Origin of the sequence: Kocuria cellulosilytica (assembly GCF_040981245.1) — a bacterium.
Classification (GTDB): Bacteria; Actinomycetota; Actinomycetes; order Actinomycetales; family Micrococcaceae; genus Kocuria; species Kocuria cellulosilytica.
The window spans coordinates 1-24431 of the sequence record NZ_JAVFWZ010000010.1; the positions used below are offsets into that span (position 1 = coordinate 1).

Below are 24431 nucleotides of genomic sequence, written 5' to 3' on the forward strand. Positions count from 1 at the left end.
CAGGAGCAGATGGGCTCGATCTCCCCCCGGTACCGGGACGAGCTCATCGCCTCCGAGCAGCACTTCCACGAGCTGCTGGACCGCGTCCACGGCACGCACCACGAGTACCAGCGCACCGGGACAGGCCCGGAGACCGCGCCCACCCTCGAGGACGCGTCCGCGGAGGAGACGGGGGCCGGCACCCGGCGCGGCAACGACGGCCACAACACCGTCTGAGCCCGCCCACGCTGAAGGGACCGCCTCCGGGCGGTCCTTTCCTCGTGGACCGACGGACTTCCTCCGCTGCTCCGGAGAGGCGACCGAGGCCCCAGCCGACGTGCTGGCCGCCCGGGGTCCGCACTCACCCCCTGGGTTTCTCGCGGCCGGAGCTTGCACCGGAAGCCCCGGCCGCAGCGCCGCCCCCACAAGAAGGGCAGGGAGTCGGCCATATGTGAAGTTCAAGGCGCTGAGCCTGTCCGCCGCCTCCCCCCCCTGTCGATCGGCTGGGGCGCCACCTGGCGCGGAATCCTGGGGGTGTCGGCCGAGTTCTGATTCGAGTCCACTCCTTTGATTGCTGTGAAGGAGCATGCTTCCGCGCTTGGCCACCGATGGCGACACCCCGCGCACCCGCCCCGAGGACGAGCCGGCCAACGAGTCATCGGAGGCGATCCGTGCCCGCACCAGCACGGCAGCCCAGGCGCCGTCGATCGATCTCGAGGACGCCGACACCGCCGAGGGCATCGACCCGCCCGGCGCTGACCTCTCGCACGAAGAGCTCACTGTGGCCGTGGTGCCGCAGCAGGCCGACGAGTTCGCCTGCGCCTCTTGCTTCCTGGTCCACCACCGCTCCCAGCTCGCCCGCCAGAACAACGGCCGGGCGTACTGCACGGACTGCGAGGGCTGAGCCCCTCGGCTCTCGTTCAGGATCGACGGCGCGGGCCCCGGCACCGGACGGTGTCGGGGCCCGCGCCGTCGTCGTCCTGCCGCCTCCTGTTCAGCCGGCCGACGGTGCTACGAGCTGCCGGCGGCCTTCTTCCGGCGCCGCACGGCCTGCGGGTTGAGCTTGGAAAGCGGTCTCGCGGGGCTGTCAGTCAGTGACGTCGAGCTGGAGGCCCGCCCAGGGAACGGCAGTGAGTCGCCCCGAGGCCCCGTAGGGATGGGAGGTGACAGACTCAGCACTGGAGGCGGCCGAAGTGGGCGCTGAGACGGACCAGTCGTTGAAGATGTTTGCGAGAAGGCGGCGTGCAAAGCTCATAGCGGATCTCCTGGCGTTGTGATCGCAGATGTCGTTCGGACAGGGACCGACGGCGCCCCTGCACTGCGGAAGGTGGACGAACCCGGGACCGATCAGAAGGTGAGGGATGGTCCGCCATCAGACGTGGACTGACATCAGCTGGGGATACAGGATTGAAGAAGAGGTATCTGCAGATAATGCAACGCTGCGCGTAATGTGCAACGCAACGGCATGAGAAAAGTGTCCGTGGGAGTTCGACTCCCTGTCAAGAGATTTCTGAATGCGGTCTCCCGCGTCGGGTCAGAGACTGTCAGCAGAGACCTCTCGTGCGCCTACTGTCCACGGGTGTCAACGGGTGGTGTGGTCGCCTGGGGTTTGTACGCTGTGGCCAATGCCGCACCGTAGGAGGAGAACCCGTGCCTGTGTGGATGTGCCGATCGTGTGGTGTGGAGCATGCTCTGACGGCCCAGCCGCCTGAGGGCTGCGCAATCTGCGCGGACGACCGGGAGGACAAGGCGCTCCACGGCCCGCGGTGGACGACTCTGGAAGAGCTGCGCAGCGCGGGCCATGAGACCCGGATCGAGCAGCTCGAGCCGGACCTGTACGGAATCCGTGTCGTTCCCCGTGTCGGGATCGGACAGCGTGCCCTGTTGTTGCGCACTCCGGCGGGGAATCTGCTGTGGGATCCGACCGGCTTCCTCGATTCGGCCGCGATAGAGCGGGTGCAAGAGCTGGGCGGGGCCGCCTTCATCATCGCCAGCCACCCGCACATGTACGGGGTGCAGGTTGAGTGGTCCCACGCTCTGGGTGGGGTTCCGGTGCTGGTGGCCGAGGCCGACCGCCAATGGGTGCAACGTCAGGATCCGGCGATCGGCTCTTGGTCCGGGCAGCGGCAGCTGCTGCCCGGGGTGAGGTTGCACACCCTGGGTGGGCACTTTCCCGGCAGCGCTGTGGTGCACTGGGAGGCCGGGGCCCAGGGCCGCGGCGTGCTGCTGGCCGGCGACACGCTTCACGTCAACCCGGACCGGCGGACGGTGGCGTTCATGCGCAGCTACGTCAATCAGTACCCGCTCTCGCCGGCCGTGGTGCAGCGGATCGCGGCTGCCGCCACGGCCCTGGAATTCGACCGGCTCTACAGCAACACCGGGGGCACCATCGACGCCGGGGCCCGGGACGCAGTGGCACGCTCCGCCGCCCGGCACGTGGCGTGGGTCCGCGGGGACCACGACCACCTGACCTGAACCCGAACCGGCAGGTTCACGACCCAGGATGCCCCCGGCCCGCTGCAGAACCTCGTGTACGGCCCCGAGGCCGGCTCTCCAATGGGTGGACGGCCGCTGCCGGCACCCAGACCTACCAACCTGCCAGCAAGATCCACCGCGACCAGATGGTGGCGTTCCTTTTCCGCGTGGCCGCGGTGAACGGAGCGCACGCCACCTGCGCTCCGAGCGCAGGTCCACTCCTGATCTACGAGGGTGCGGGCCGGCATTCGATCCCGCCACCATCCGAGCTGAGCACATAGAATCCGCAGTGACGCTCTCGCAGACGCTCCTCGTGCGCCAGCATCCCCTGTGCTTACCGACTCCACCGACGTCAGGACGCCCTTCATGCGCAGCTTCGCCGCTGCTTTGCTTGCCCTCGCGACCCTGACCCTGACCGGGTGTGGGCCCACCGCCGATGACATCCAGACGATGGTCAACGGCCCCGCCGAAACCTACGAGGACGCCGTGGCGCTGCGCGAAGACGTCGTCGACGCCGGCGTGGAATGCCCGGGCACGGATCAGCTGTCCGCGCCGGACGACCCGCAGACCACTTTCCTGGACTGCGGCAACGGCCTCATGGGGATGGCTGTTGCCGGCTCCGAGAAAGCCATGGAGGGCTTCGTGAACACCCTCGGAGACAGGGGAAGGGTTCCTTTCCTGCACGGGGGCAACTGGGTCATCCTCTCCTCGGATGAGGCTCGGCTGCAGCAGCTGCAGGACGAGCTGGGCGGGGAGGTCTCCGCCACGCCCTGACCCTGCGCGGCTCCCGCCCGGGTCCGCGCACAGGGGTGCTGGAAGAAGAAGCCGCGCCACTGGAGACGGAGTCGGATCGCTCTGGGACGCCCGGTGCCACCGGGGAGCCCGCGCAGAGGATGGCCCACCCTCACGGGGGCCGGAGGTCGAAGACCGGTCAGCGCACGCCTGGCAGACAGGAGGTCCGAGTTCGGCGCGGACTCACTGGGGTCAGCGGGCACAATCCGCGGGCAGTGACATCGCGGCTCCCCTCGCCCAGGGCCCAGGAACCCGTTGCACGAACACCTGAGGATTACCACATCCCGACGGCGCCGGCCGCGCCGGGTGGCGGGGTCGTCACAACGCCCCACCCGTTCGCTTTGGTGACTGGTCAGGAGAAAGGTGGGAGCTGACTCGATCCCCGCGCCGATCGTTCCCCTGCCCCCCCCTGCCCCAAGGGCGACATGAACTTCTTCCTCGTGGACAGCGCCCGGTAGCCGGGCCATATGTAAACCAGAAGTGACTCCATCCGCGGGCTCTGCACATCGTGAGGTTCCGGGTAACGGCGTTGAAGCTCCCTCAATATGGTTTTCGCCTGGGCCGATTCCGTGTGCGCACCGCAGGGCGAGAGGGACTGATGGAAGACCATGAAATGTGGTGCTGGTGCTGGTGCGTCAACGGTGGTCGACCTAGCCTGGACGGACCGGGGTGCCCGTGATCCCCAGCACATCGGAGCCGTCACAGGGACGGTCCGGCGGGATCCGGGATCGACGAGGAAAAGCCTGGCCGCCGCGGAAAGTGACCGAGAAGGGTGATATCGCGGACGACGGTCCGCCTGTGCCAACCGAGAAGTTCCACAATTGACGACCCATCATGACGATCCGTCGTGATGATCCACTATTGGGGGAATCCGAGATGAAGCACGCAACAACCTCACGACTGCTGGCGGGTGCCACGACCGCTGCCCTGGCCGCGGGGAGTGTCGCCGCGACGGGCACCGCCGCCCATGCCGCGGCTCAACCCTATTTCACCTACACCAACGGCTGGCGGGTCGACCAGCACGAACGGGAACTGGCCGACGTCAACGGCGACGGCAACGACGACATCGTCGGTTTCGGCAACCAGGGCACCTACGTGGCCTTGGGCCGAGACGACCGGACGTTCAACGCCCCTGAACGAGCGCTGGACAGCTTCGGCGTCCAGCAGGGCTGGCGCGTGGGCCAGCACCCGCGGGAGCTGGCCGACGTCAACGGCGACGGCAGAGCCGACATCGTCGGCTTCGGCAACGCCGGCACCTACGTCTCCTACGGGCAGGCTGACGGCGGCTTCACCCAGCCGGAGCTGGAGCTGAGCTCTTTCGGCACCAACCAGGGCTGGAACGAGGACCAGTACCCGCGGGTCCTCGGCGACGTCGACGGCGACGGCAGAGCCGACGTCGTCGGCTTCGGCGGCGCCGGCACCTACGTCTCCTACGGCCAGCCCGAGGGCGGGTTCACTGAACCCGAGTTGAAGCTGAGATCCTACGGCACCGACCAGGGCTGGAACGAGGACCAGTACCCGCGGGTCCTCGGCGACGTCGACGGTGACGGGATCGACGACATCGTCGGCTTCGGCGGCGCCGGCACCTACGTCTCCTACGGCCGAGCCGACAACACCCTCTCGGCGGCCGAGCTGAAGGTGGAGAACTTCGGGTACCAGCAGGGCTGGCGCGTCGACCAGCACCCGCGGGAACTGGCCGACGTCAACGGCGACGGGATCGACGACGTCGTGGGCTTCGGCAACGCCGGCACCTACGTGGCCTACGGCCAGGCCGACGACAGCTTCACGGACGCGAGCCTGGTGGTGCGCAACTTCGGCCGGGACCAGGGCTGGCGGGTCGGGATGCACCCGAGGGGAATGACCGACGCCAACGGCGACGGCCGCGCCGACATCGTCGGCTTCGGCAACGCCGGCACCTACGTGGCCTACGGCCAGCCCGGTGGCGGCTTCACCGACGGGGCGCTGTGGCTGACCGAGTTCGGCTGGGACCAGGGCTGGCGGGTCGAGTACTACCCGCGGGAGCTGGCCGACGTGAACGGGGATGGCCGCGCCGAGGTCGTCGGCTTCGGCTACTCCAACACCATCATCGAGATGCTCTGACGATCCACCGCGGTGTGCGGCCGCCTCGCCGACCGGTGGGCGGCCGCACACCCGCACCGCCGGATCCTGAACGCAACGGGCAGGACCCGCCCCGCAGGAGCGGGGCAGGCCAAGACGTCCACTCCGCGTTGCCTCCCGCTCACCGAACCAGACGACCCGGTCTGCTAGGAGATCACCATGAGCTGCTCCACCTCTGCCCGCCTGTTCGCGGGCGCCTCGACAGCGGCGCTGGTCTCGGCCGGCCTGGCCGTCGGCGCTCCGGCCCACGCCTCCCACACCACCACCGCCCACCAGATGTTCTCCTACACCGCCGGCTGGCGCGTGGACCAGCACGTGCGTGAGCTCGGGGACGTCAACGGCGACGGCATGGCCGACATCGTCGGTTTCGGTGATCCCGGGGTGTTCGTCGCCTACGGCCGGTCTGACACCACGTTCACCGCACCGACGCTGGCGGTGCAGAACTTCGGCACCGCTCAGGGCTGGAACAACGACCAGCACGTGCGCACGGTCGCCGACGTGGACGGCGACGGCCGTGCGGACCTCGTGGGCTTCGGGAACGCCGGCGTCTACGTCTCCTACGCCGAGGCCGACGGCTCCTTCACCCCGGCGGTGCTGGAGGTCGAGGACTTCGGCTACGACCAGGGCTGGCGGGTCGACCGGCACCTGCGCGAGGTCGCCGATCTCGCCGGGGACGGGACGGCGGACATCGTCGGCTTCGGCAACGCCGGGGTCCACGTGGCGTTCGGCCAGCCCGCGATCGGTCAGACCGACCGGGGGTTCGAGGACCCTGTGCCGCGCAGCCAGTACTACGGGTACGACGACGGCTGGCGGGTGGACCAGCACCCCCGCGAGCTGGCCGACATGGACGGCGACGGGGCGCTCGACATCGTCGGCTTCGGGGACGCCGGCGCGTACGTGTCGTACTTCACGATCCCCTTCGACCCCTTCACCTCCCCGGAGCTGAAGGTCCCCGACTTCGGCTCCGACCAGGGGTGGCGCGTGGGGCAGCACCCCCGGGAGCTGGGTGACGTCAACGGGGACGGGGCCGCGGACATCGTCGGCTTCGGACATCGCGGGGTCCTCGTGTCCTACGCCGGGGCCGAGCGCAGCTTCTCCACGGCGTCGCTCGAGGTCGAGGACTTCGGCACCGTGCAGGGGTGGCGGGGTGACCGGCACCTGCGGACCCTCGGCCGCCTCAACGCCGACGGGACCGCGGACGTGGTCGGCTTCGGGGACACCGGCGTCCACGTGGCCCACGGATTGACCACCGACGCCTTCGGGGACCCGTTTCAGGAGTACCACGTGTTCGGCTACAACGACGGCTGGACCGAGGACCGGTACCCCCGCATGCTCGCCGACGTGAACGGCCGCGGCCAGGACGAGGTCGTCGGCTTCGGACACTCGGCGATCTACGTGGGGGGCAAGCCCACCCCCGCCGCTGGCTGAAGAATGCTCTCAACGACCCAAGTCCGGGGGCAATCGAGCCCGCGGGTCGATGACGAGTATGGTCGCCATGACGAGGCAGAGTCCATTCCAGCGACTGGTCAGCGACCAGTCGCTGGCGATGCTCGGACCGTTGCTCTTGCCCCCTCCGCCGGCGAAGAACGGGAGAAGCGGGCGGCCACGGGTTGATGGCCATGACTTTCTGGAGGGCATCCTGTTCGCGACCGAGAACTGCATCGCCTGAAAAAGAGGGCCCAGAGAGCTGGGCTTCGGTTCGGAAATCATCTACTGGCGCCGGCTGCAGGCCTGACAAGAGGCCCGAGCGTAGGGGAAACTCCACAGCGTCGTACTTCAGGAACTGAGCCAGCAGGGCCTGCTCGGCTGCTCGAGGGCCTGCTTGGAATTGGCCAGCGTCGGGATAGGAAAAGGACGAGCTGACCAGCTCCAACCCCATCGACGGCGGCAAGAAGAGCACCGAATATCACGTGCTGGTCACCGCCGAGGGACCACCTCTGGCCGTCGCGATCACTGGGGCCGATGATGTGCACCGGCCGAGACACGCGGGCCGCGCAGAGGAGAGCTAAATCCCGGTGCTGGTGCTCGTCGGGGGCTCCAACGGCCCACAGTCAAGGTTGAGTAATCCAGGCCAGCGCCGAGTTGTGCTCGTCGGCCGGGAAAGTGCGCACGGATACCTGTGCCAGCTCGGCGGTCGACTCGATCAGCTTCGACACCCAAGCCGCGTCGGAGACCACCGCCAGGCGATCCACCCGCTTAAGGTATCCAGCGGCCTTCATATCCATCCACGCCGCCTTGGGCTCGACTGCCGAAACGTCGATCGAGCCCAGGACTGCCAGCACCCGCAGATTGCCGTGGTCCCGGAGCACCTCGTCGAGCACCTGTCGCATCCGCTGCTCATCCTCGACAGTGAGGCCTCCGCGGTAGTCGAGGGTGACGATATTGGTGCCAGGCTGCACCGTGGTCTCCAACATGCCCAGTCCCCCTGCTCGCTCGCATGGTCTTATGGGTTGCCCATTTGACGCTAATCGTGGCGAAGCTCGGTGGACAACCCTTACCAAGCTGGTCATTACCTTCGCCGGCGAAAACTGTTCCGCGAGCAACTGCCCGGGCTGGTCATCCTCCTGAGCTTGATCGCAGAAGCCGCCGTTGGAGGGGTCGTGGTCACCACATTCCCCTGGCCCGCACCCGTGCTCATGCTCGTCACTCTAATGGCCACCATCATCGCAGCGCTCTTCCTGCACCACAGACAGAACAACCGCACCTGACACTCTTGATGGAGCACCGGCCTGGGCCGCAGGGGCTGGTGCACGATCACGTGACATCCCAGCTGGCCTGATGGCCGCTATCCGGGCCATATGTAAAGCGCAGGGACCAGAGCCGCTGTCGGCTCCGGCCCCTGCGGGTTAACCAGCATTCGTTCGATCGATCCTGTACACGCCGCTGGACGGTTAGGGCCAGTGTGTCCGCGGGGAACTCCAGCTACAGCCCCGCAGACCTTACGTGCAATCGACGACCCAGCTACCTTGCTTCCACCAGGGCTGTCGCCCATCGCATGGCGGCTCCGTGCTTATGAGCATGCGACCGGATACGGAGCATTTTGTTGCCGGCTACCGGGTTCTCGGAGTCGCCAGTGATGCTGTTTCCTCAGTAACCGATGGGTCAGCGTACTTTTGCTCGCCATAGAGCCAGTCGGCGTAATCCCACGCGCCGTGCTTATCGGCGGCCTTCCAGAGTATGTTGCGCACGGTCCGTTCGACCGGGCGGCTGAGGTGCCAGGACTCGCCCCACATCCGCGCCGTCGTCTGGATCCGCGCGGTGCGGGGCTGGCGGACAGCGTTGTACTCCTGGAACACGGCGTTCCACTGGGTGGCGTCGTGGTGCTCCGGGTCCGCGAACACCGACTTCGCCGCGATGGCCTCCAGGGCGGCGGCGTCTTCGAGGGCCTGGCAGGCGCCCTGGGCGAGGTACTGCAGCATCGGGTGCGCGGCGTCGCCGGCCAGGGCGATGTTGCCGTCCACCCAGTTTCCGATCGGCACGCGGTCGAACATGGGCCAGCGCTGGATGTGGCTGAGGTTGTCCAGGGCGGCCCGGACCTCGGGCACGCAGTCCTGGTAGGCCTCACGCAGCTCGGCGTCACCTTCGTAGAGGAGCTGGCCGGCGGCGAAGGACTTCGACCGGTAGACGGCCACGGTGTTGAACAGCTCGCCCTGGCGCAGCGGGTACTGCACGAGGTGGCATTCGGGGCCCATCCACACGACCACGGCCTCCATGTCCCCGGCGTGTTTGATCTGGGAGATCGGCAGGGCGCCGCGGTAGGCCACGTACTCGGAGCCCACGGGCTGGTCGTCGGAGAGCTGGGCGCGCACCACTGATTTGAGGCCGTCGGCCGCGATGACCGCGTCGGCTTCGAAGACTCGCCCGTCGACGGCGGTCGCCCGGGCACCGTCTGCGGTGTTTGCGACCTTCTCGATCCGGACGTCGTTGTGGAGGACGACGCCGAGCCGTTCGCACTCTTCCCACAGCAGCCGGTGCAGGTCGGAGCGGTGGGCGACGATGTACGGGGCGCCGTAGCGTTCGTAGTACTCGCCGGTGACGTCTTCGCGTAGCAGCTCCTCACCGGTGATGGCGTCGCGGAAGACGATATAGCGGGGGGCCACGCCAGTTTCGATGGCGCGGTCCAGAATCCCCCACTCGCGCAGCAGGCGGGTGGCGTTGGGCGACATCTGCAGGCCGGCACCGACCTCCCCGAACTCGGGGGCCTGCTCGACGAGCTCGACCTCCGCGCCGTGCCGGCGCAGGGCGAGGGCGTTGCCGAAACCGCCGATGCCGCCGCCGATGACGAGGACCTTGGTGTGCTGTGCCATGGTGCTGGTTCCTTTCGGGCTGTGGGAATGCTGTGATCCGTGCGGGGTGCGGGGGACGTCAGACGCACCGGGGCGCACGAAGGGTTCGGAAGAGGACGGGCAGGAGGACGAGCTGCAGCACGGTGGTGGCGGGTGCAGACATGGGATCGCCACTTCAAGGTGGTGTGGGGAGCACACCGAACGGCTGTGACGCGCTTCACCAGAATGGGGTAGCTCATATCCCCGGTGGAAACTTTTTCTGCTCCATGGAACTCGAAATGGGCCGGTCGATAGACTGGCGGGCATGCAGAGCAAGGACCCCGCGCGCCGCCCGGCGTACTCACTGCAGTCGGTGGACAACGTGCTGCGACTGCTGCAGATGCTGCGCGACTCGGGCGGAGTGCGACTCAAGGACGTGGCCGAGGAGCTCCATGTGGCCCCCTCGACCGCCCACCGGCTGCTGCAGATGCTCGTCTACCGGGGCTTCGCGGTGCAGGACGACTCACGGCGCTACCTGGCCGGACCGGGGTTGGGGGCCAAGGTGCCGGACACCGGCTCGCACGGGCGGCTGCGCACCCTCATCCAGCCCTACCTCGAGCTGCTGAGTGAGCGAGTCGGGGAGACCACCAACCTCATGGTCCGGGTCGGCACGACCGTACGCTTCCTGAGCTCCGTTGAGGGCTCCGGCTGGCTGCGCGTCGGAGACCGGCGCGGCGCCGTGCTCCCGGCCACCGCCACCTCGGCGGGCAAAATTCTGCTGTCCTGGCTGCCCCAGGACGACCTCGCCCGCCTCTACCGCACGAGCTCTGCCCGCACGGTCGGGGAGTACCTGGACGAGGACGCCTTCCGCGCCTTCCTCCGCTCTCTGGCGACGATCCGTTCGGTAGGCCTGGCGTTCAACCGCGAAGAGGCCGAGCGTGGGGTCTCCGCGGTCGCGTGCGCTGTGCGTGACCGCGAGGGGCGCCCGCTGGCCGCACTGTCTGTCTCGGTTCCTGGCCAGCGTGGGGCCGTCATCGAGGACCCCGCTGTCATTCGGGCGCTGCGAGAGGTGGTCGGGGAGATCGAAACGGAGATCGCCGGCGCCCCGACGGCCTCCCCAGCCTAGCCCGACGCACCTATCGACATGCCCCCGCTTTAGTTCTGCTGTGCAGAATAATTTGTCCCGGGAGTCGGTCCATGTCCTAGCGTGGTGCGTAACTCACATCACACCGGAGGGCGTGCCGCCCGGCCGGTTCGGCGCCCACCGAGGAGTCCGCGATGAATCACGACAACCAGATGACGGCCCCGGCCCCGACCCCGCAGGAGCAGATCCAGCTCGATGCCCTGTACCGGGACTTCGAGTCCGGGCACATGATCCCGCTGTGGACCGAGATCGGCGATCTCATGCCCGAAGCCCCGAAGTCGGCGGCGGTGCCCTTCGTGTGGGAGTGGGGAAACCTGCTGCCGCTGGCCGAGCGGGCCGGGGACCTGGTGCCCGTGGGCCGCGGCGGGGAACGCCGCGCCATCGCCCTGGCCAACCCCGGACTGGGCGGACGCCCCTATGCGACCCCCACCCTGTGGTGCGCCATCCAGTACCTGGGCGGGCACGAGGTGGCTCCCGAGCACCGGCACTCCCAGAACGCCTTCCGCTTCGTCGTCGAGGGCGAGGGCGTGTGGACCGTGGTCAACGGTGACCCCGTGCGGATGTCGCGCGGGGACTTCCTGCTCACCCCGGGCTGGAACTTCCACGGTCACCACAACGAGACCGATAAGCCCATGGCCTGGATCGACGGCCTGGACATCCCGTTCGTGCACTACACCGACACCGCGTTCTTCGAGTTCGGCATCGACCGGGTCACCGACGAGTCCACCCCGCAGTACTCCCGCTCCGAGCGGCTGTGGTGCCATCCCGGCCTGCGGCCCCTGTCGGGTCTGGGCAACACCGTGTCCTCCCCGATCGGGGCCTACCGGTGGGAGCACACCGACGCCGCGCTCACCGAGCAGCTGGCCATCGAGGACGAGGGCTACCCCGCCACCGTCGAGCCCGGCCACGCGGCCGTGCGCTTCGTGAACCCGACCACCGGCGGGGACGTGATGCCCACGATCCGCGCCGAGTTCCACCGGTTCCGCCCCGGGGCCGAGACCCGCACCACCCGGGAGGTCGGCTCGAGCGTCTACCAGGTCTTCGAGGGCCGCGGCCAGTTCGTCCTGGACGGTGAGGTCCGTGTCGTCGAGAAGGGCGACCTGGTGGTCGTCCCGTCCTGGACCGCCTGGCAGATCCAGGCCGAGACCGGCTTCGACCTGTTCAAGTTCGGCGACCAGCCGATCGTTGAGAAGCTCAACTTCAACCGCACCTTCGTGGAGGGCGAGGAGAAGTAGCACCCCTCCCCAACCGGTGCGCGGTGCAGTCCGCGCCGCGCACCGGGCCACGTCCGGGGGGCGCCCCGCCGGGCGTCACCGCACACCAACCCAGGAGTACAGAACCCATGAAGCTTGCAACTCTGCGTATCAACGGCGCCACCACTGCCGCCCGCCTCGACGGTGAGGTCTTCACCGAGATCGAGGGCTACCCGGATCTCGGCGCCCTGCTGGGCGAGGAGAACTGGCGTGAGCTGGCCGAGCAGGCCGCCGGGGCGCAGCACCCGGCCGACCAGGCGGAGTTGGAGACGACCGTCGCCGACCCCGGCAAGGTCCTGTGCGTGGGGCTCAACTACAAGTCCCACATCCAGGAGATGGGACGCGACCTGCCGACCTACCCCACGATCTTCGCCAAGTTCTCCGAGACCCTCACCGCCCCGAACGACCCGATCGAGGCCGTGACCGAGGACGAGCAGCTGGACTGGGAGGGCGAGCTCGTGGTCGTCATCGGCAAGCGCGCCTACAAGGTCGCCGAGTCCGAGGCCGGTGAGTACATCGCCGGCTACGCCGCGGCCAACGACATCTCGATGCGCGGCTGGCAGTTCCGCACCAAGGAGTGGCTGCAGGGCAAGATCTGGGCGGCCTCCACCCCGGTGGGCCCGGTCATGGTCACCGCCGACGAGTTCGACCCGGCGGCGGCCACGCTGCGGACCACGGTCAACGGGGAGGTGATGCAGGAACACTCCATCGGGGATCTGCTCTTCACGCCTGCCCACCTGGTCTCCTATCTCTCCACGATGCTGCCGCTGAACCCCGGGGACATCATCCTTACCGGCACCCCCGGCGGCGTCGGGCGTGCCCGGACCCCGCAGGTCTTCCTGAAGTCCGGCGACGTGGTCGAGGTCTCCATCGACGGCATCGGCACCCTCAGCAACGAGATCCTCGACCCCGCCGCGTTCGCCGAGCGCACCACCGCCGCGGCCGTCCCTGCGGCGGGCCGGTAAGGGGTATCCGTGGTCGCCCGCCACGACCTCACTACGGACGAGGAGCTCAAGGCCCAGTTGCTGCTCGTGCGGCGCGGCACGGCGTTCTGGTCGCGGAAGGTCAACGAACTTACCGACGACGAGCTCGACGGCCCCACCCTGCTGCCCGGCTGGACCCGACGACACCTGATCGCCCACGTCGGCTACAACGCCCGGGCGCTGACCCGGTTGGTGCAGTGGGCCAACACCGGGGTGGAGACCCCGATGTACTCCTCCCCCGCGGCCCGCAACGCCGAGATAGCCTACGGGGCGACCCTGCCGCCCCGGGCGCTGCGCCACCTCAACGACCACGCCGCGGTCTCGCTCAACGTCGAGTGGCGCGACACCCCCGACCCCGCCTGGGCTCACGAGGTGCGCACCGCCCAGGGCCGGACCGTGCCGGCCATGGAAACCGTGTGGATGCGCAACCGCGAAGTATGGCTGCACGCGGTCGACCTCAACAACGGCGCCCGCTTCGCGGACGTCCCCACCGAGGTCCTTGCCCGGCTGCTGCGCGAGATCACCAACGCCTGGGCCGCCCGGGGCACTGACCCCGGCCTGCGGATCCAGGTCGACGGCTCCCCCGTACTCGACGAGCTCGGAGCCGGGGCCGGCCGTGAGTGCGGCCCGGTCGTGCGCGGAGACCTGGCAGCAGTGGTCCAGTGGGCCTCGGGCCGCGGCGGTCACCGGCTGCGCGAAGGCGCCGATGTGCTGGCCCCGCGCTGGCTCTGAACCGCACCGCACACACCGCCGCAGGTCCCCAAAATGCTCAAGCGTCTACCAGCGGTAACAATCCGGTTGTTGAGACCTCTGCTCCCCTAACCGCATATACATGAAGCGCAGGATCTGCGCCTCAATACTTTGTTGGTAAATGCCTGGGTGACCGCGGAAAAACGCGGTCACCCAGGCATTTAGGAGTCGATGAATGCGGATCTGGTCACACGGCCACCTCTTCATGCGCGCAGGCGGCCACGGCGGCGGCCACAGCCGGGGCCACCCTCGGATCCAGGGCGGAGGGCACGATGTGCTCGGCGGTCAGGCCGTCCTCGGCGGCGATCGCCGCGATCGCCTGCGCGGCGGCCAGCTTCATGACCGGGGTGATCCGGGCCGCCCCGGCGTCCAGTGCCCCGCGGAAGATCCCGGGGAAGGCCAGCACGTTGTTGATCTGGTTCGGGAAGTCCGACCGGCCGGTGGCCACCACGGAGGCGTACTTCGCCGCCACGTCCGGCATGATCTCCGGGTCCGGATTGGCCAGGGCGAACACGATCGCCTCGTCCGCCAGCTCGGTGAGGTACTCCTCCGGGATCGTCCCGCCGGAGACGCCCACGAACACGTCGGCGCCCTCCAGGGCGTCCTTGGGCCCGCCGATCAGCCCGCGCGGATTGGTGCGGGCCGCGTAGTCGGCCTTGATCGCGTTGAGGTCGTCGCGCTCCCGCGAGACGATGCCGCGGGAGTCCATCAGCACCACGTCCTCGATGCCCTGGGCCAGCAGGATCTCGGTGATCGCGACCCCGGCCGCCCCGGCACCCGCGATCACCACCTTGAGACCGGCCAGGTCCTTGCCCACCAGGGCCGCGGCGTTGAGCAGGGCGGCCAGCACCACCACGGCGGTGCCGTGCTGGTCGTCGTGCATCACCGGGATGTCGAGCTCCTCGATCAGGCGGGCCTCGATCTCGAAGCAGCGCGGGGCCGAGATGTCCTCGAGGTTCACCGCCCCGAAGGACGGGCGCAGCAGCTTGACCGTGCGCACGATCTCCTCGACGTCCTGGGTGTCGAGCACGATCGGGATCGAGTCCAGGTCGGCGAAGGTCTTGAACAGGGCGGCCTTGCCCTCCATCACCGGCAGGGACGCGGCCGGGCCGATGTCGCCCAGGCCCAGCACGGCGGAGCCGTCGGAGACCACGGCCACGAGCCGGCCGGCCCAGGTGTGGGTGCCCGCCATGGCCGGATCGGCGGCCACCGCGCGGGAGACCTCGGCGACCCCGGGGGTGTAGGCGATGGACAGGTCCCGGCGGGTGGCCAGCGGGGACTTCGAGACCACGGAGAGCTTCCCGCCCTCGTGCTTGGCGAAGATCTCCTCGGACGTGATCGGGCCGGGCTGCTGGTTCTCGTCGGTCATGCGCGTTCCTCGTGCTCTCATCGTTGAGGGCGTCAAAGACCCCGGTCGTTGCGGTCGCGGAGTCTGCGGTAGTGATCGACATTCCGCGGAACGGATCTAGGCATGTCCAGGACGGCGCCGGCATATCCCAGCAGGCGCCCCGGGCGGGAAGGTCCTCCTTACTTGGGCGGAGGCTTCAGTTCACCACGGACAATGCATCTGCGGTCGTCGCCCCCAGGAGGTCCTGGAGGCGACGGCCGGAGGCGGACTCTCACCAAGGCGTGCGGTGAGTCCGCGCCGTCGCTCCTGCGGTTCAGTCAGTCGGTTGCTGGGCGCGTGGCGTACGGCAGGACGAGCCGGGACCGGTGGGTGGCGTCGCGGTAGATCTTGTGGGTGACGGGCCGGCCCACCGGCAGGTGGAAGGCATCCGGGGGCAGCAGCGCGTTGTGCTCGTCGGCCAGCGGCTCGTCGCAAGACAACTCCACCGTGAGGTGGTGACCCGGCTTGAACGTGTTCGCGAAGGGGTACAGGCGCACCACGTACTCCTCGATCGTCCCGGGCTCCACCGGAACGGCGCGGGTGTGCGGGTGGTACGGGCTGCCCTCGGTGGTGCGCTCGTCGAGCTCACGGTGCGAGGCCTTGAGGTAGCCGGTGGTGATCAGCTGGCGCTTTCCGTTGGGGGCTGCGTCCCAGAGGCGCAGGATGAAGTTCGTGTCGTCCTGGTCGATTTCCGCGAAGATGTGGGCGGCGCCGCTGCCGATCAGTTCCGTGTCCACCTCGAACGGCTCGGTGCTCCAGGACAGGATCTCCACCTTGTCGGTCACCGTGAGCGGGGCCTGGTAGAAGCCGTCCGGTGCGGCGTGCTGCGCGCCCATGAGCTCGGGCTCCGCGGACAGTTTGCGACGCGGGCGCAGGTAGAGCGGCCTGTACTCCACATCCTTCGGCGGCCACTGGTCACCGGTCACCCGCTCGCGCGAACCCTCCACGAACACGGAGACCGCCGGCTCGTCCATCACGCCGTTGTCGATGCCCTTGAGCCAGTAGTCGTACCACCGGAACATCTTGTCGTGCTCCTCGATGAAGGGGCGCGACTGCATGGGCGGGTAGGAGCCGATGTCCAGTTTCTTGGGACCCTTCAGCGCATCGAACAGCTCGATCGTGCCGTCCATGGTCCAGCCGCGGCCCTGGTCGATCTGCAACCACACCGGGATGTCGATGTTCTCGGCCAGGTTGATGGGATTGCGCTCCTCATACCACTCCCCGTCGAGTTCGTTCAGCACGATGTCGAACCAGGCCTCGTGGTTCTTCGGGTAGTTGAGGACATGGACCAGGTTGGGCCAGGCGGCGACGTCCGGGTCCGCGAGGCGCCGGGCCACCCGCTCCTGGACCTCCTTCGGGGAGAACGTCTCCAGCATGCGGGACTTGACGCCGTCGGTGAACGCCCAGCCGGAGTCGCCGCCGCGGCCCTCCCGGGCCGCACGCGGCATGAACCACATGATGCCGCCGTGGTAGGTGGTCTCGTAGAAGTCGTAGTGGCCGCCGGACACGAAGATCGCTTTCAGGTGCGGGGGGCGCTCGGCCGCGGCCAGCACCTGCATCGAGCCGAAGTAGGAGATGCCGACCATGCCGACGTTGCCGTCGCACCACGGCTGGGCGGCGACCCACTCGATGACGTCGTAGGCGTCCTGGCCCAGCGACACGCCGCCGGCGTTGTAGTTGCCGATGTGCTCGCCCCCGGAGGCGCCCGAGCCGCGCAGGTCGCCGATGACGTGCACATAGTCGTTGGCCACGATGCGGGCGATGTCCCCGGCCTCGATGCAGCCGTCCCACATGGGAGACGGGCGCCGCTGCGGCGGCATGGTCAGCGCCAACGCCTGCAGTTCCTTGCCGTAGGGGCTCAGCGCCACCAGGGCCGGCCGCGGTTTGTCCTCCGGACCGGAGTAGACGTCCAGGGCGAGCTCCACCCCGTCCCGCATCGGGGCCCTCAGGTCCTTGCGGATGCGGATGGTCTCCCCGCCGGCGTCCCAGGTTGTGACATCAGCCATGAGTGTGCGGCTCCTTCGTGGACGGTCGAGTGCCAGCTTTCCCGCTGGACAGCCTGCTCTCTCGAGCGTGACATATACATATTATTATACTAAAGTCGCCCATGCAAGAACACGCCGTCGCCCTCCTGCACGCTCAGCGTTGCTGGGGTGATGATCATTGACGAGCGGGAACGGCCTCCGGGCCGAGGAGAGAGCGATGACGCAAGAAGTGAAGGTCCATCCGCTGGTGTCGCCCTGGGGCCGGTTCGGCCTCTACAGCTTCTTTCTCGACGCCCCGGAGCCGGCGATCGTGGACACGGGGATCACCACCTCGCCCGCCGAGGGGATGGCTCCGGCGCTCGAGGCGCTGGGGCGGCGCATTGAGGACGTCCGGTGGATCCTGCTGACCCACGGCCACATCGACCACCTTGGTGGGGCGCACGCCCTGTGGGAGCTCACCGGCCGGCGCGCCCAGGTCGTGATCCACGAGGCCGACGCCGACCTCCTGCGCTCCAGGCGTACGCACGTGGACTCCTACCTCGATGTGCGGCAGCCGTACCTGCACGACCCGGAGGGCGAGGCCAAGCAGGTCGGGATGGCCGGACAGGCCATCTCCGGGGAGATGGAGCCGACCGTCTTGGTGCGGGGCGGGGAAACCCTCTCCCTCGGCGGGGGCGTCTCCGTCTCCGTGCACCACATCCCCGGCCACACCGCCGGGTCCGTGGCCTACGAGGTCGTCGGGCAGAGGGACGTCTTCGTGGGGGACGCGGTGCAGGCCCACGGTGCGGCCAACGGCTTCCCGGGCTACGAGGACCCGGCCGCCTACCGGGCGAGCCTGGAGCACCTGCGGGATCAGGTCGCCCCGAACCGGTTGTTCCTGGGCCACCCCTACCGCGGCGCGGACGGGGAGCCCTACGAGATCGGGCTGGACCGGGACCGCGCCCGGCAGGCGCTCCAGCAGAGCCTCGAGCTCGAGGCCCGCATCGCCGACGCCACCCGGCGGGCCCTGCAGGACGGCCTGCAGGAGACGGAGTCGGTGTACTCGCCGTTCGAGGCCGTCGCCGAGGAGCTCGGCTACACCGGTGACCCCTCTCTGGAGCCTTCGCCCTTCTTCACCACGCTCGACGGCTACCGGCGGCGGTTCACCGCGGGTCGGTGATCCGACCGGCATGCGGCGTCGGCAGCTCGTCCTGCGCCCTTGCCGACAGCACGACGGCGGCACGGATCCGAGGATTCGTGCCGCCGTTCTCTCAGGTGGCCGGGGTCGGCCCCGGCCGAGTCAGTGCCGGTCGAGGAATTCCGCCGTCTCCCGGAACACCCGGTGGAACTCCGGGATCCAGGAGAAGTGCTGGACGAAGCCGTGGTTGGCCCCCTCGTAGCGGCTGACTGTCGCGTCTACGCCGGCCGCTTGCAGGCGCCGGCCGTAGAGCTCGCCCTCGTCGCGCAGGGGGTCGTGCTCGGCCGTGACGACCAGGGCCGGCGGCAGGCCGGAGAGGTCTTTCCGCTTGAGAGGAGAGACGCGGGGATCCGCAGGCTCCGCTCCGCTGTCGAGGTAGAACGCGTTGAAGGGTTTCAGCCCGGCCGTCTCGAGGCCGTACCCGGTGGCGTTCTCCTTCAGCGAGGCGTAGCGGTCGACGTCGAAGTCCAGATCCAGGGACGGGTAGAACAGGATCTGGTGGGTGATCCGGTCGAACCCGTCGTCCTTGGCCATCGCGGCGACGGCGGCCACGAAGGTGCCGCCGGAGCTGTCGCCGGCGACGGCGAGGTCCTGGCCGTTCCACTGCAGGCTCTCGCCCTGCTCGGCGGCCCAGCGGACCACTCCGTAGCAGTCCTCGAGTCCGGCGGGGAAGGCGTGCTCCGGGGCCAGGCGGAAGCCGACCGAGACGACCTTGCGCCCGGTCTCCTTCGCCAGGGCCCGGGCGACGTGGTCGTGGGTGTCCAGGCTGCCGAGGAAGAACGCGCCGCCGTGGAAGTACACCAGCAGGCCGTATTCCTCGGCCTCGACCGGGGTGTAGATCCGCACGGGTACCTCACCGGACGGCGTGGCCGCGACGGTGTCCTCGACGGCGTGCAGGGGCAGCCGGTCCTCGGGCGGGGCGACCTGGGCGGCCTCTCCCGCGCGCATCGCATCCGGGTCCAGCGGCGAGCCGTCGGGTGCCGGCAGGGTGGCCAGGAACTCGGCGATCTTGGGGTGGATCGTCATGGTCTCAGGCCTCCGATCGGGCCGAGGGCTTCTGGCCGGGGAAGACGTCCTCGAGCTCGTCCTCGGTCCACCCCTGGCGCGAGATGCGCTGCAGCTCGTCCGTCACCGGTTTGCGGGCGGCCTGGTAGGCGGCCAGCGCCTCCTGGACGGAGCCGGCCTGCTCGAGGGCGTCAGCGAGGGCGCCGGCGTCCTCGATGGCCGAGTTCGCGCCCTGACCCTGATGGTGCAGCATCGAGTGCGCCGCATCGCCCAGAAGCACGACCGAGTCCGAGTGCCAGGTGTCGACGGGGTCGATGTCGTAGACCGCGCGGGCGTTCACCGCGTCCATGTCGAGTCCGCGGGCGATGGCCACGATCCGCTCGTCGAAGCCGGCCACGGTCGCCAGGAGGTCCTCCTTGGTGATCTTCGGCGCCCAGGTGCTGTCCGGGACCAGCGCGGTGATGTCGAAGGACATCTGGTGGCGGTGGCGCAGCGGCAGCAGGTACACCTTCGTGCCCCTGCCGATGTACATCCGCAGGTTGTCGTCGGTGACCATCCCGTGGGCGTCGTCGATGGAGATCACCACGCGGTAGGCATGCTCACCGGAAAACACCGGGCCCTGGTCGCTGAACAGCTGCTCGCGCACCGTGGACTTGATGCCGTCGGCGCCCACGACCAGATCGGCCTCGGCGGTCTCGCCGTTGGCGAAGGTGAGGACGGAGCGATCGCCCTTGTCCTCGATCCTCGCCAGCTTGTGGCCGAGCTTGACCATGCCCTCCGGGAGCACGCCGAGCAGCGCCTCGATGAAGTCACCGCGGTGGATCAGGTAGGTCTGGGCCTGGTCGCCGAACTCCGGCCAGGTGTCCTTCATGATCGGCTCACCGGTGGCCGTGAGGATCTCAAAGTAGTCACTGGGCGAGCTCACTCTGGCGATCTCGTCGAAAATCCCCCACTGCCGGAAACGGGCCATGGTGGCCGGGCGCAGGCCGATGCCCGCACCGACCTCGCCCATCCGGGCGGCCTGCTCGTACACGGTGACGTCGGCGCCGAGCAGGCTCAGGGCCTTGGCCGCGGCGGCGCCGCCGTATCCGGCGCCGATGACGGCGATCTTGAGGTTTTGGATCTCGGATGTCTTCATGTCCTTCTTCTCTTTCGTGAGCCAGGTAGTGCCTGGAAGAACTGGGGGTGCGGTGGTCGTCGAGGGATCAGTTGCGGATCGTCAGGAAGTCGGCCGGGTTGTCGACGAAGATCCGGGTGATCGTGTCGTCGTCGACGCCGTTGCGGTGCAGGTCAGGGATCAGGACCTCAAAGATGTAGTTCACGGTGTGGCCCTTCACCCCCGGCCAGCCCAGCGGGCTGCAGTTCGCGTCGGCCGAGGCGAGGACGCTGTCCACCCCGCCGCCCTTCACGAAGCGCAGGAAGTGCTCCATGCGGCTCTTGCGGGGGCGGGCCCAGAACGGCGGGTCCGGCAGCTCCGTCTCGTAGCCGAACGTGTCGAAGCCGAGGCGGCCGCCCTGCTCGACGATCCAGGTGTCGGGGGTCTTCTCCGCGTTCACGCCGTCGTCGACGTGCCCGAAGAGCACGCGGTTCAGCGGCAGGCCCTCCTCGTGGAAGATCGCCACCGCCGGCTCCGGGTCGATCGCCAGGTGGGTCAGGATCGGCACGCCCGTGGCCACGGCGGCACGGGCGGCGGCGCGGTAGATGCGCTTGTCCAGCTCGGTCATCCGGCCGCCGCGGCTGACGCCGACCTTGATGATGCCGGCCTTGGACCCGGTGTCGCCGATGCCCACGGTGATCTCGTGGACGAAGTGCCGGGTCAGGTAGTCCACCGATGCCCGGGCGAAGTGCGGCAGCGCGGTGTCGCCGCCCACGAAGCCCGTGCAGGCGACGATGTGGACCCCGGTCTTGGCGGACAGGGACTTGTAGTAGTCGATGTCGCGGCCGTTGCAGATGCCGGTGGCGTCGACGAAGGTCGCAGCACCGTAGGCCTCGGCGTTGCGCGCGAACTCGCGCAGCTTCGGCACGGTCTCCTCGTAGCGCTGCTCGGGGGTCTTCCACCACTGCGTGTCCAGCTCGGAGCCGGGCATCCCGTACCCGACGTGCTCGTGGACCGCGACGAAGCCGAGCTCCTCGGCGGCGATGGTCCCCAGGACGGTGTTCACCTTAGACATGGTCATGCTCCAATGAGTTGTCGAGAGATCCGGTCGGCGTCGTGCGCTCAACGCCGGGCCAACAGGTCCCGGGGGTTGTCCACAAGGAGGCGCCGGGCGTCGTCGTCGGACAGGCCCTGGGCCCGGAGGAAGGGCATGAACGTCGCGGCGACATAGCCGAACGGCAGGTCGTAGTCCGGGTGCCCCTTGGCCACCCCGACCGCGTTGCCCGAGAGCATGACGCGGTTCCCATGACCGGCCGCGACCAGCTCGAGCACCAGGGCGGCGCGTTGGCGGTCGTCCACGTGGTCGGCGTCGTCGTCCAGTCCCACGTGGTCCAGGGCGACGTAGGCGCCCCGGCGGGCGACCTCCAGCGGCGTCCCGGCGGCCACCGCGTCCCTGCGGTCCAGGCCGCCCACGACGACGCGGTCGGCGGGCAGCTGCTCGTCCAGGACAACGTCGAGGTCGTGCAGCGCGTCGGCTCCGTACCGGATGGACACCGGCACGCCCGTGGCCAGGGCGGTGCGGGCCGCACCGCGGAAGAGGCTCTCGTCGGTGGGGGTCATGCCCTCCCGGGTGGCCGTGGTGGTCACGATGCCGGCAGCACCGCGGCGCTCCACGCGCGGGACCACCATGCCCTCGGTGACCTCCTGGGTGAAGAGGCCGGCGAACTTCTCCGCCGGCCACGGCGTTGGGGGGTTCGTCTGGGGGGTGAGGAAATAACCGCCGAGCATCTCCTCGGGACCCATGCCTGTCGAGGCCACGATGTGCACGCCGGTCGCCCGGGACAGCGCCTCGTACAGCCGCACGTCGCGACCGTGGAACATGCCCGTACTGTCGACGATCGTCGTTCCCCCGGCCTCGCGGAAGTCTGCCAGCTTGCGGGCGAGGGTCTCGAAGATCTCGGCGCGGTCCATGGAGACGTCGTAGGCGTGCTCCGCCCCAGGGACCACCGAGAGCAGCGCCTCATGCACCGCCACGACTCCCAACTCGGAAGCGGGAACGGGCCCGAGGACAGTGTTGACGGTCTTGTGGCCGCCGGTCGTTGTGGCCGTCATCGGCTCTGCCTTTCGTCGGCGTTCCGCCGGCTGGGGCGTCACGCACTGGGAGGGTCGCGCACCACGAACCGACGGTCGGAACTCACGTCGGGCTCGGTGCAGGCGGTGGTGGAGGAAAGAAGGCAGGGACCGGGAGGCTTCACGTCCGCCCAACGGGCCGTAGTCCCCTGCCTCGGTACTGTGATGTCCAACACCTTAGCTACTAAGTTGACACCGTGTAAAGCCAAATTGGGAAAAGTTGCCCGGCCGGGCTCGTGGCCGAAAGCAGGCCCCGGCATGGAGTACCGGAGCAGGAGAGCTTCCGAGGCCCAGTGGGCCCCGGCAGGTCACCGACTCGTGACGAACCGGTACTTGAACTCCTCGGCCCGGTGCACGGCGGAGCGCCACCCGGCGGGGAGGCCACCCGCCGTGTAGAAGACCGTCTCGATGACGAGCAGCGGGCTGCCCTCGCGCACGCCGAGGCCGGCTGCGTGCTCGGCGGTCGCCGCGGTGGCCCACGCCTCGTGCTCCGCCCGGTCGAGGACGATGCCGAAGTCCCTCTTCAGTAGATCGAAGGCGGAGCCTGTGTCCTGCAGCTCCTCGGCCGTGGGCCGGAAGCCCTCGGGCGCACGGATATAGACGCTGGCCTCGACGAGAGGCTCCCCCTCGACGGAGATGAGCCGGGTGAAGTGCAGCAGCCGCTCGTGCTCCGGCAGCCCGAGCCGACCCCGGACCGGAGCCGGCGGCTCCACCCGCTCAATGCCGGAGACCGTCGATGCCGGGTGCAACCCGCTGTCGGAGAGGAACTGATACAGGGCCCCCGACCTCACGTCGGCCGGCCGCTGCACCCGGGCACCGGCGACCGGGAACGTCCCCTTGCCCTGCTTGCGGTAGACATACCCCTCGCTTGCCAGCTCCTTGAGAGCCTGGCGGATGGGGGCACGGCTCACGTCGAAACGGGTGAGCAGCTGCGCCTCGGTGATCGGCCGCCCGGAGTCCGCAGCCCCCTCGGCGACCTCCTTGCGCAGGATGTCCTTGATCTGCCGGTACAGCGGGACCCCGGACGAGGGGTCGAGTTCGCCAGAAGCCATGAGTTCTCGGCCCTCCAGATCGTGGGTCTCCGGGATGGATCACCCGGCAGTCAACCACAAACTGGCGGAAGTACGGGGGACGCCGATCACTCAGGCCTCCGGTGCAGGCCCCGCTGCCCGCCGTACGGTCTGGGCATGCGTGGGTGGGGTCGGTGGGATCTGGGAGCTGGGGGCGTCCTTCGACGGGGCGGAGCGCCACTGGTCGCCCAGCACAGCCGTGAGCACCTTGTCCTGGACCAGCAGGAGAACCAGCGTCATGGCGCAGCCATAGCCGAAGATGCCGATGAGCCACAGCGGGTTCAGCCGCGGCGCCCCCTCCCCCAGGGCCGGGTCCAGCATCATCCACAGCAGGGATTCGACGAAGCCCAGCAGCACCGCCGGGACGACTCCGAACGGGGTGCGTCCGAGCAGGATCGGATGGACCGCCAGGACGAGGAAAATCACGACCGTCACCCCAACACCCAACAGCGCCGGGAGTGGCACGCCCGGCAGAGCGCCGGCTACAAGCATGAACAGCGCGGCCCATCCGACACCGGCTGCAAAGCTGAGGAACATCCCTATCAAGGCCTTCGGCGGCGCCTGAAGCGCGAAGAACAGCAGCACCGGGAGGATGAGCAGCCCGGTGTACGGGGCGAACGGGGTCAGCGCCTGAAAGGGCAGCATCAGGACGGTGATCAGGATGGCGCCCAGCGCGGCCTGGACCAGCGTCCCCTTGGTCTGCATGGACATGGTCGTCTCTTTTCTCGCAGTCTCGTCACGACGAGTCGAAGGATGGGGTCCGGCCCCGGCCGGCAGCCCGGTGAAATCGATCGCTCCCAGCGGGAGTCCTCGGGGAGGACA

The 24431-nt window shown here is 68.9% G+C and carries 21 protein-coding genes and 1 pseudogene; 12 read left to right on the forward strand and 10 right to left on the reverse strand.

Annotated elements, in window-relative coordinates:
• From RCG67_RS13780 to RCG67_RS13805, 6 genes and pseudogenes are all read left to right on the forward strand, one after another.
• Positions 1-216, forward strand: a pseudogene (locus RCG67_RS13780) (hypothetical protein); the annotation flags it as partial.
• Positions 217-577: 361 nt separating this feature from the next.
• Positions 578-883, forward strand: a complete 306-nt coding sequence (locus RCG67_RS13785) for a DUF4193 domain-containing protein (protein WP_368827073.1) — start codon at positions 578-580, stop codon at positions 881-883.
• Positions 884-1635: 752 nt separating this feature from the next.
• Positions 1636-2454 (forward strand): MBL fold metallo-hydrolase, encoded by an 819-nt coding sequence (locus tag RCG67_RS13790; protein ID WP_438612677.1) that lies wholly within the window; start codon positions 1636-1638, stop codon positions 2452-2454.
• A 366-nt stretch (positions 2455-2820) separates the two neighbouring features.
• A complete protein-coding gene (locus RCG67_RS13795) occupies positions 2821-3228 on the forward strand; it encodes a hypothetical protein (protein ID WP_368827076.1) in 408 nt (135 codons plus the stop codon).
• Between the two features lie 894 nt (positions 3229-4122).
• Positions 4123-5346: an FG-GAP repeat domain-containing protein gene (locus RCG67_RS13800; RefSeq protein WP_368827078.1), complete on the forward strand. Its 1224-nt coding sequence runs from the start codon at positions 4123-4125 to the stop codon at positions 5344-5346.
• A gap of 177 nt (positions 5347-5523) precedes the next feature.
• Positions 5524-6792, forward strand: a complete 1269-nt coding sequence (locus RCG67_RS13805) for an FG-GAP repeat domain-containing protein (protein WP_368827079.1) — start codon at positions 5524-5526, stop codon at positions 6790-6792.
• Between the two features lie 623 nt (positions 6793-7415).
• On the opposite strand, the gene RCG67_RS13810 is transcribed toward RCG67_RS13805, so the two are convergent.
• A complete protein-coding gene (locus tag RCG67_RS13810; protein WP_368827081.1) occupies positions 7416-7778 on the reverse strand; it encodes a SpoIIAA family protein in 363 nt (120 codons plus the stop codon).
• Between the two features lie 69 nt (positions 7779-7847).
• Between RCG67_RS13810 and RCG67_RS13815 the strand changes: the two genes are divergently transcribed.
• A complete protein-coding gene (locus RCG67_RS13815) occupies positions 7848-8072 on the forward strand; it encodes a hypothetical protein (RefSeq protein ID WP_368827082.1) in 225 nt (74 codons plus the stop codon).
• A 342-nt stretch (positions 8073-8414) separates the two neighbouring features.
• On the opposite strand, the gene RCG67_RS13820 is transcribed toward RCG67_RS13815, so the two are convergent.
• Positions 8415-9671, reverse strand: coding sequence for an FAD-dependent monooxygenase (locus tag RCG67_RS13820; RefSeq protein ID WP_368827084.1), 1257 nt, complete (start codon positions 9669-9671; stop codon positions 8415-8417).
• A gap of 283 nt (positions 9672-9954) precedes the next feature.
• Here RCG67_RS13820 and RCG67_RS13825 point away from each other — a divergent pair, with 283 nt between their 5' ends.
• The 4 genes from RCG67_RS13825 (at position 9955) to RCG67_RS13840 (ending at position 13741) form a co-directional block, all read left to right on the forward strand.
• The gene (locus RCG67_RS13825) at positions 9955-10755 is read left to right on the forward strand and encodes an IclR family transcriptional regulator (RefSeq protein WP_368827085.1); all 801 of its coding nucleotides are present in this window, start codon (positions 9955-9957) and stop codon (positions 10753-10755) included.
• Positions 10756-10907: 152 nt separating this feature from the next.
• On the forward strand, positions 10908-12008 hold the full coding sequence (locus RCG67_RS13830; RefSeq protein ID WP_368827086.1) for a cupin domain-containing protein: 1101 nt from the start codon (positions 10908-10910) through the stop codon (positions 12006-12008).
• A 107-nt stretch (positions 12009-12115) separates the two neighbouring features.
• A complete protein-coding gene (locus RCG67_RS13835) occupies positions 12116-12991 on the forward strand; it encodes a fumarylacetoacetate hydrolase family protein (RefSeq protein ID WP_368827088.1) in 876 nt (291 codons plus the stop codon).
• Between the two features lie 9 nt (positions 12992-13000).
• On the forward strand, positions 13001-13741 hold the full coding sequence (locus RCG67_RS13840; protein WP_368827089.1) for a maleylpyruvate isomerase family mycothiol-dependent enzyme: 741 nt from the start codon (positions 13001-13003) through the stop codon (positions 13739-13741).
• Positions 13742-13946: 205 nt separating this feature from the next.
• Here the strand turns inward: RCG67_RS13840 and RCG67_RS13845 are convergent, their stop codons facing one another.
• Positions 13947-15128: an NAD(P)-dependent malic enzyme gene (locus RCG67_RS13845; RefSeq protein ID WP_368827090.1), complete on the reverse strand. Its 1182-nt coding sequence runs from the start codon at positions 15126-15128 to the stop codon at positions 13947-13949.
• A gap of 296 nt (positions 15129-15424) precedes the next feature.
• Complete coding sequence (locus RCG67_RS13850; protein ID WP_368827091.1) at positions 15425-17152, reverse strand: CocE/NonD family hydrolase; 1728 nt, start codon at positions 17150-17152, stop codon at positions 15425-15427.
• A 196-nt stretch (positions 17153-17348) separates the two neighbouring features.
• Between RCG67_RS13850 and RCG67_RS13855 the strand changes: the two genes are divergently transcribed.
• Positions 17349-18290: an MBL fold metallo-hydrolase gene (locus RCG67_RS13855; RefSeq protein WP_368827092.1), complete on the forward strand. Its 942-nt coding sequence runs from the start codon at positions 17349-17351 to the stop codon at positions 18288-18290.
• A gap of 120 nt (positions 18291-18410) precedes the next feature.
• On the opposite strand, the gene RCG67_RS13860 is transcribed toward RCG67_RS13855, so the two are convergent.
• The 6 genes from RCG67_RS13860 to RCG67_RS13885 all read right to left on the reverse strand — a co-directional run bounded on the left by RCG67_RS13860 (position 18411) and on the right by RCG67_RS13885 (position 24320).
• A complete protein-coding gene (locus RCG67_RS13860) occupies positions 18411-19334 on the reverse strand; it encodes an alpha/beta hydrolase (protein ID WP_368827094.1) in 924 nt (307 codons plus the stop codon).
• A 4-nt stretch (positions 19335-19338) separates the two neighbouring features.
• The gene (locus RCG67_RS13865) at positions 19339-20451 is read right to left on the reverse strand and encodes an FAD-dependent oxidoreductase (RefSeq protein ID WP_368827095.1); all 1113 of its coding nucleotides are present in this window, start codon (positions 20449-20451) and stop codon (positions 19339-19341) included.
• Between the two features lie 67 nt (positions 20452-20518).
• Positions 20519-21490, reverse strand: coding sequence for a phosphotriesterase family protein (locus RCG67_RS13870; RefSeq protein WP_368827097.1), 972 nt, complete (start codon positions 21488-21490; stop codon positions 20519-20521).
• 41 nt (positions 21491-21531) lie between these two features.
• Positions 21532-22521, reverse strand: a complete 990-nt coding sequence (locus RCG67_RS13875; RefSeq protein WP_368827099.1) for a phosphotriesterase family protein — start codon at positions 22519-22521, stop codon at positions 21532-21534.
• A 326-nt stretch (positions 22522-22847) separates the two neighbouring features.
• On the reverse strand, positions 22848-23591 hold the full coding sequence (locus RCG67_RS13880; protein ID WP_368827100.1) for a GntR family transcriptional regulator: 744 nt from the start codon (positions 23589-23591) through the stop codon (positions 22848-22850).
• A 90-nt stretch (positions 23592-23681) separates the two neighbouring features.
• Complete coding sequence (locus RCG67_RS13885; RefSeq protein WP_368827102.1) at positions 23682-24320, reverse strand: hypothetical protein; 639 nt, start codon at positions 24318-24320, stop codon at positions 23682-23684.
• Positions 24321-24431: the final 111 nt, after the last annotated feature.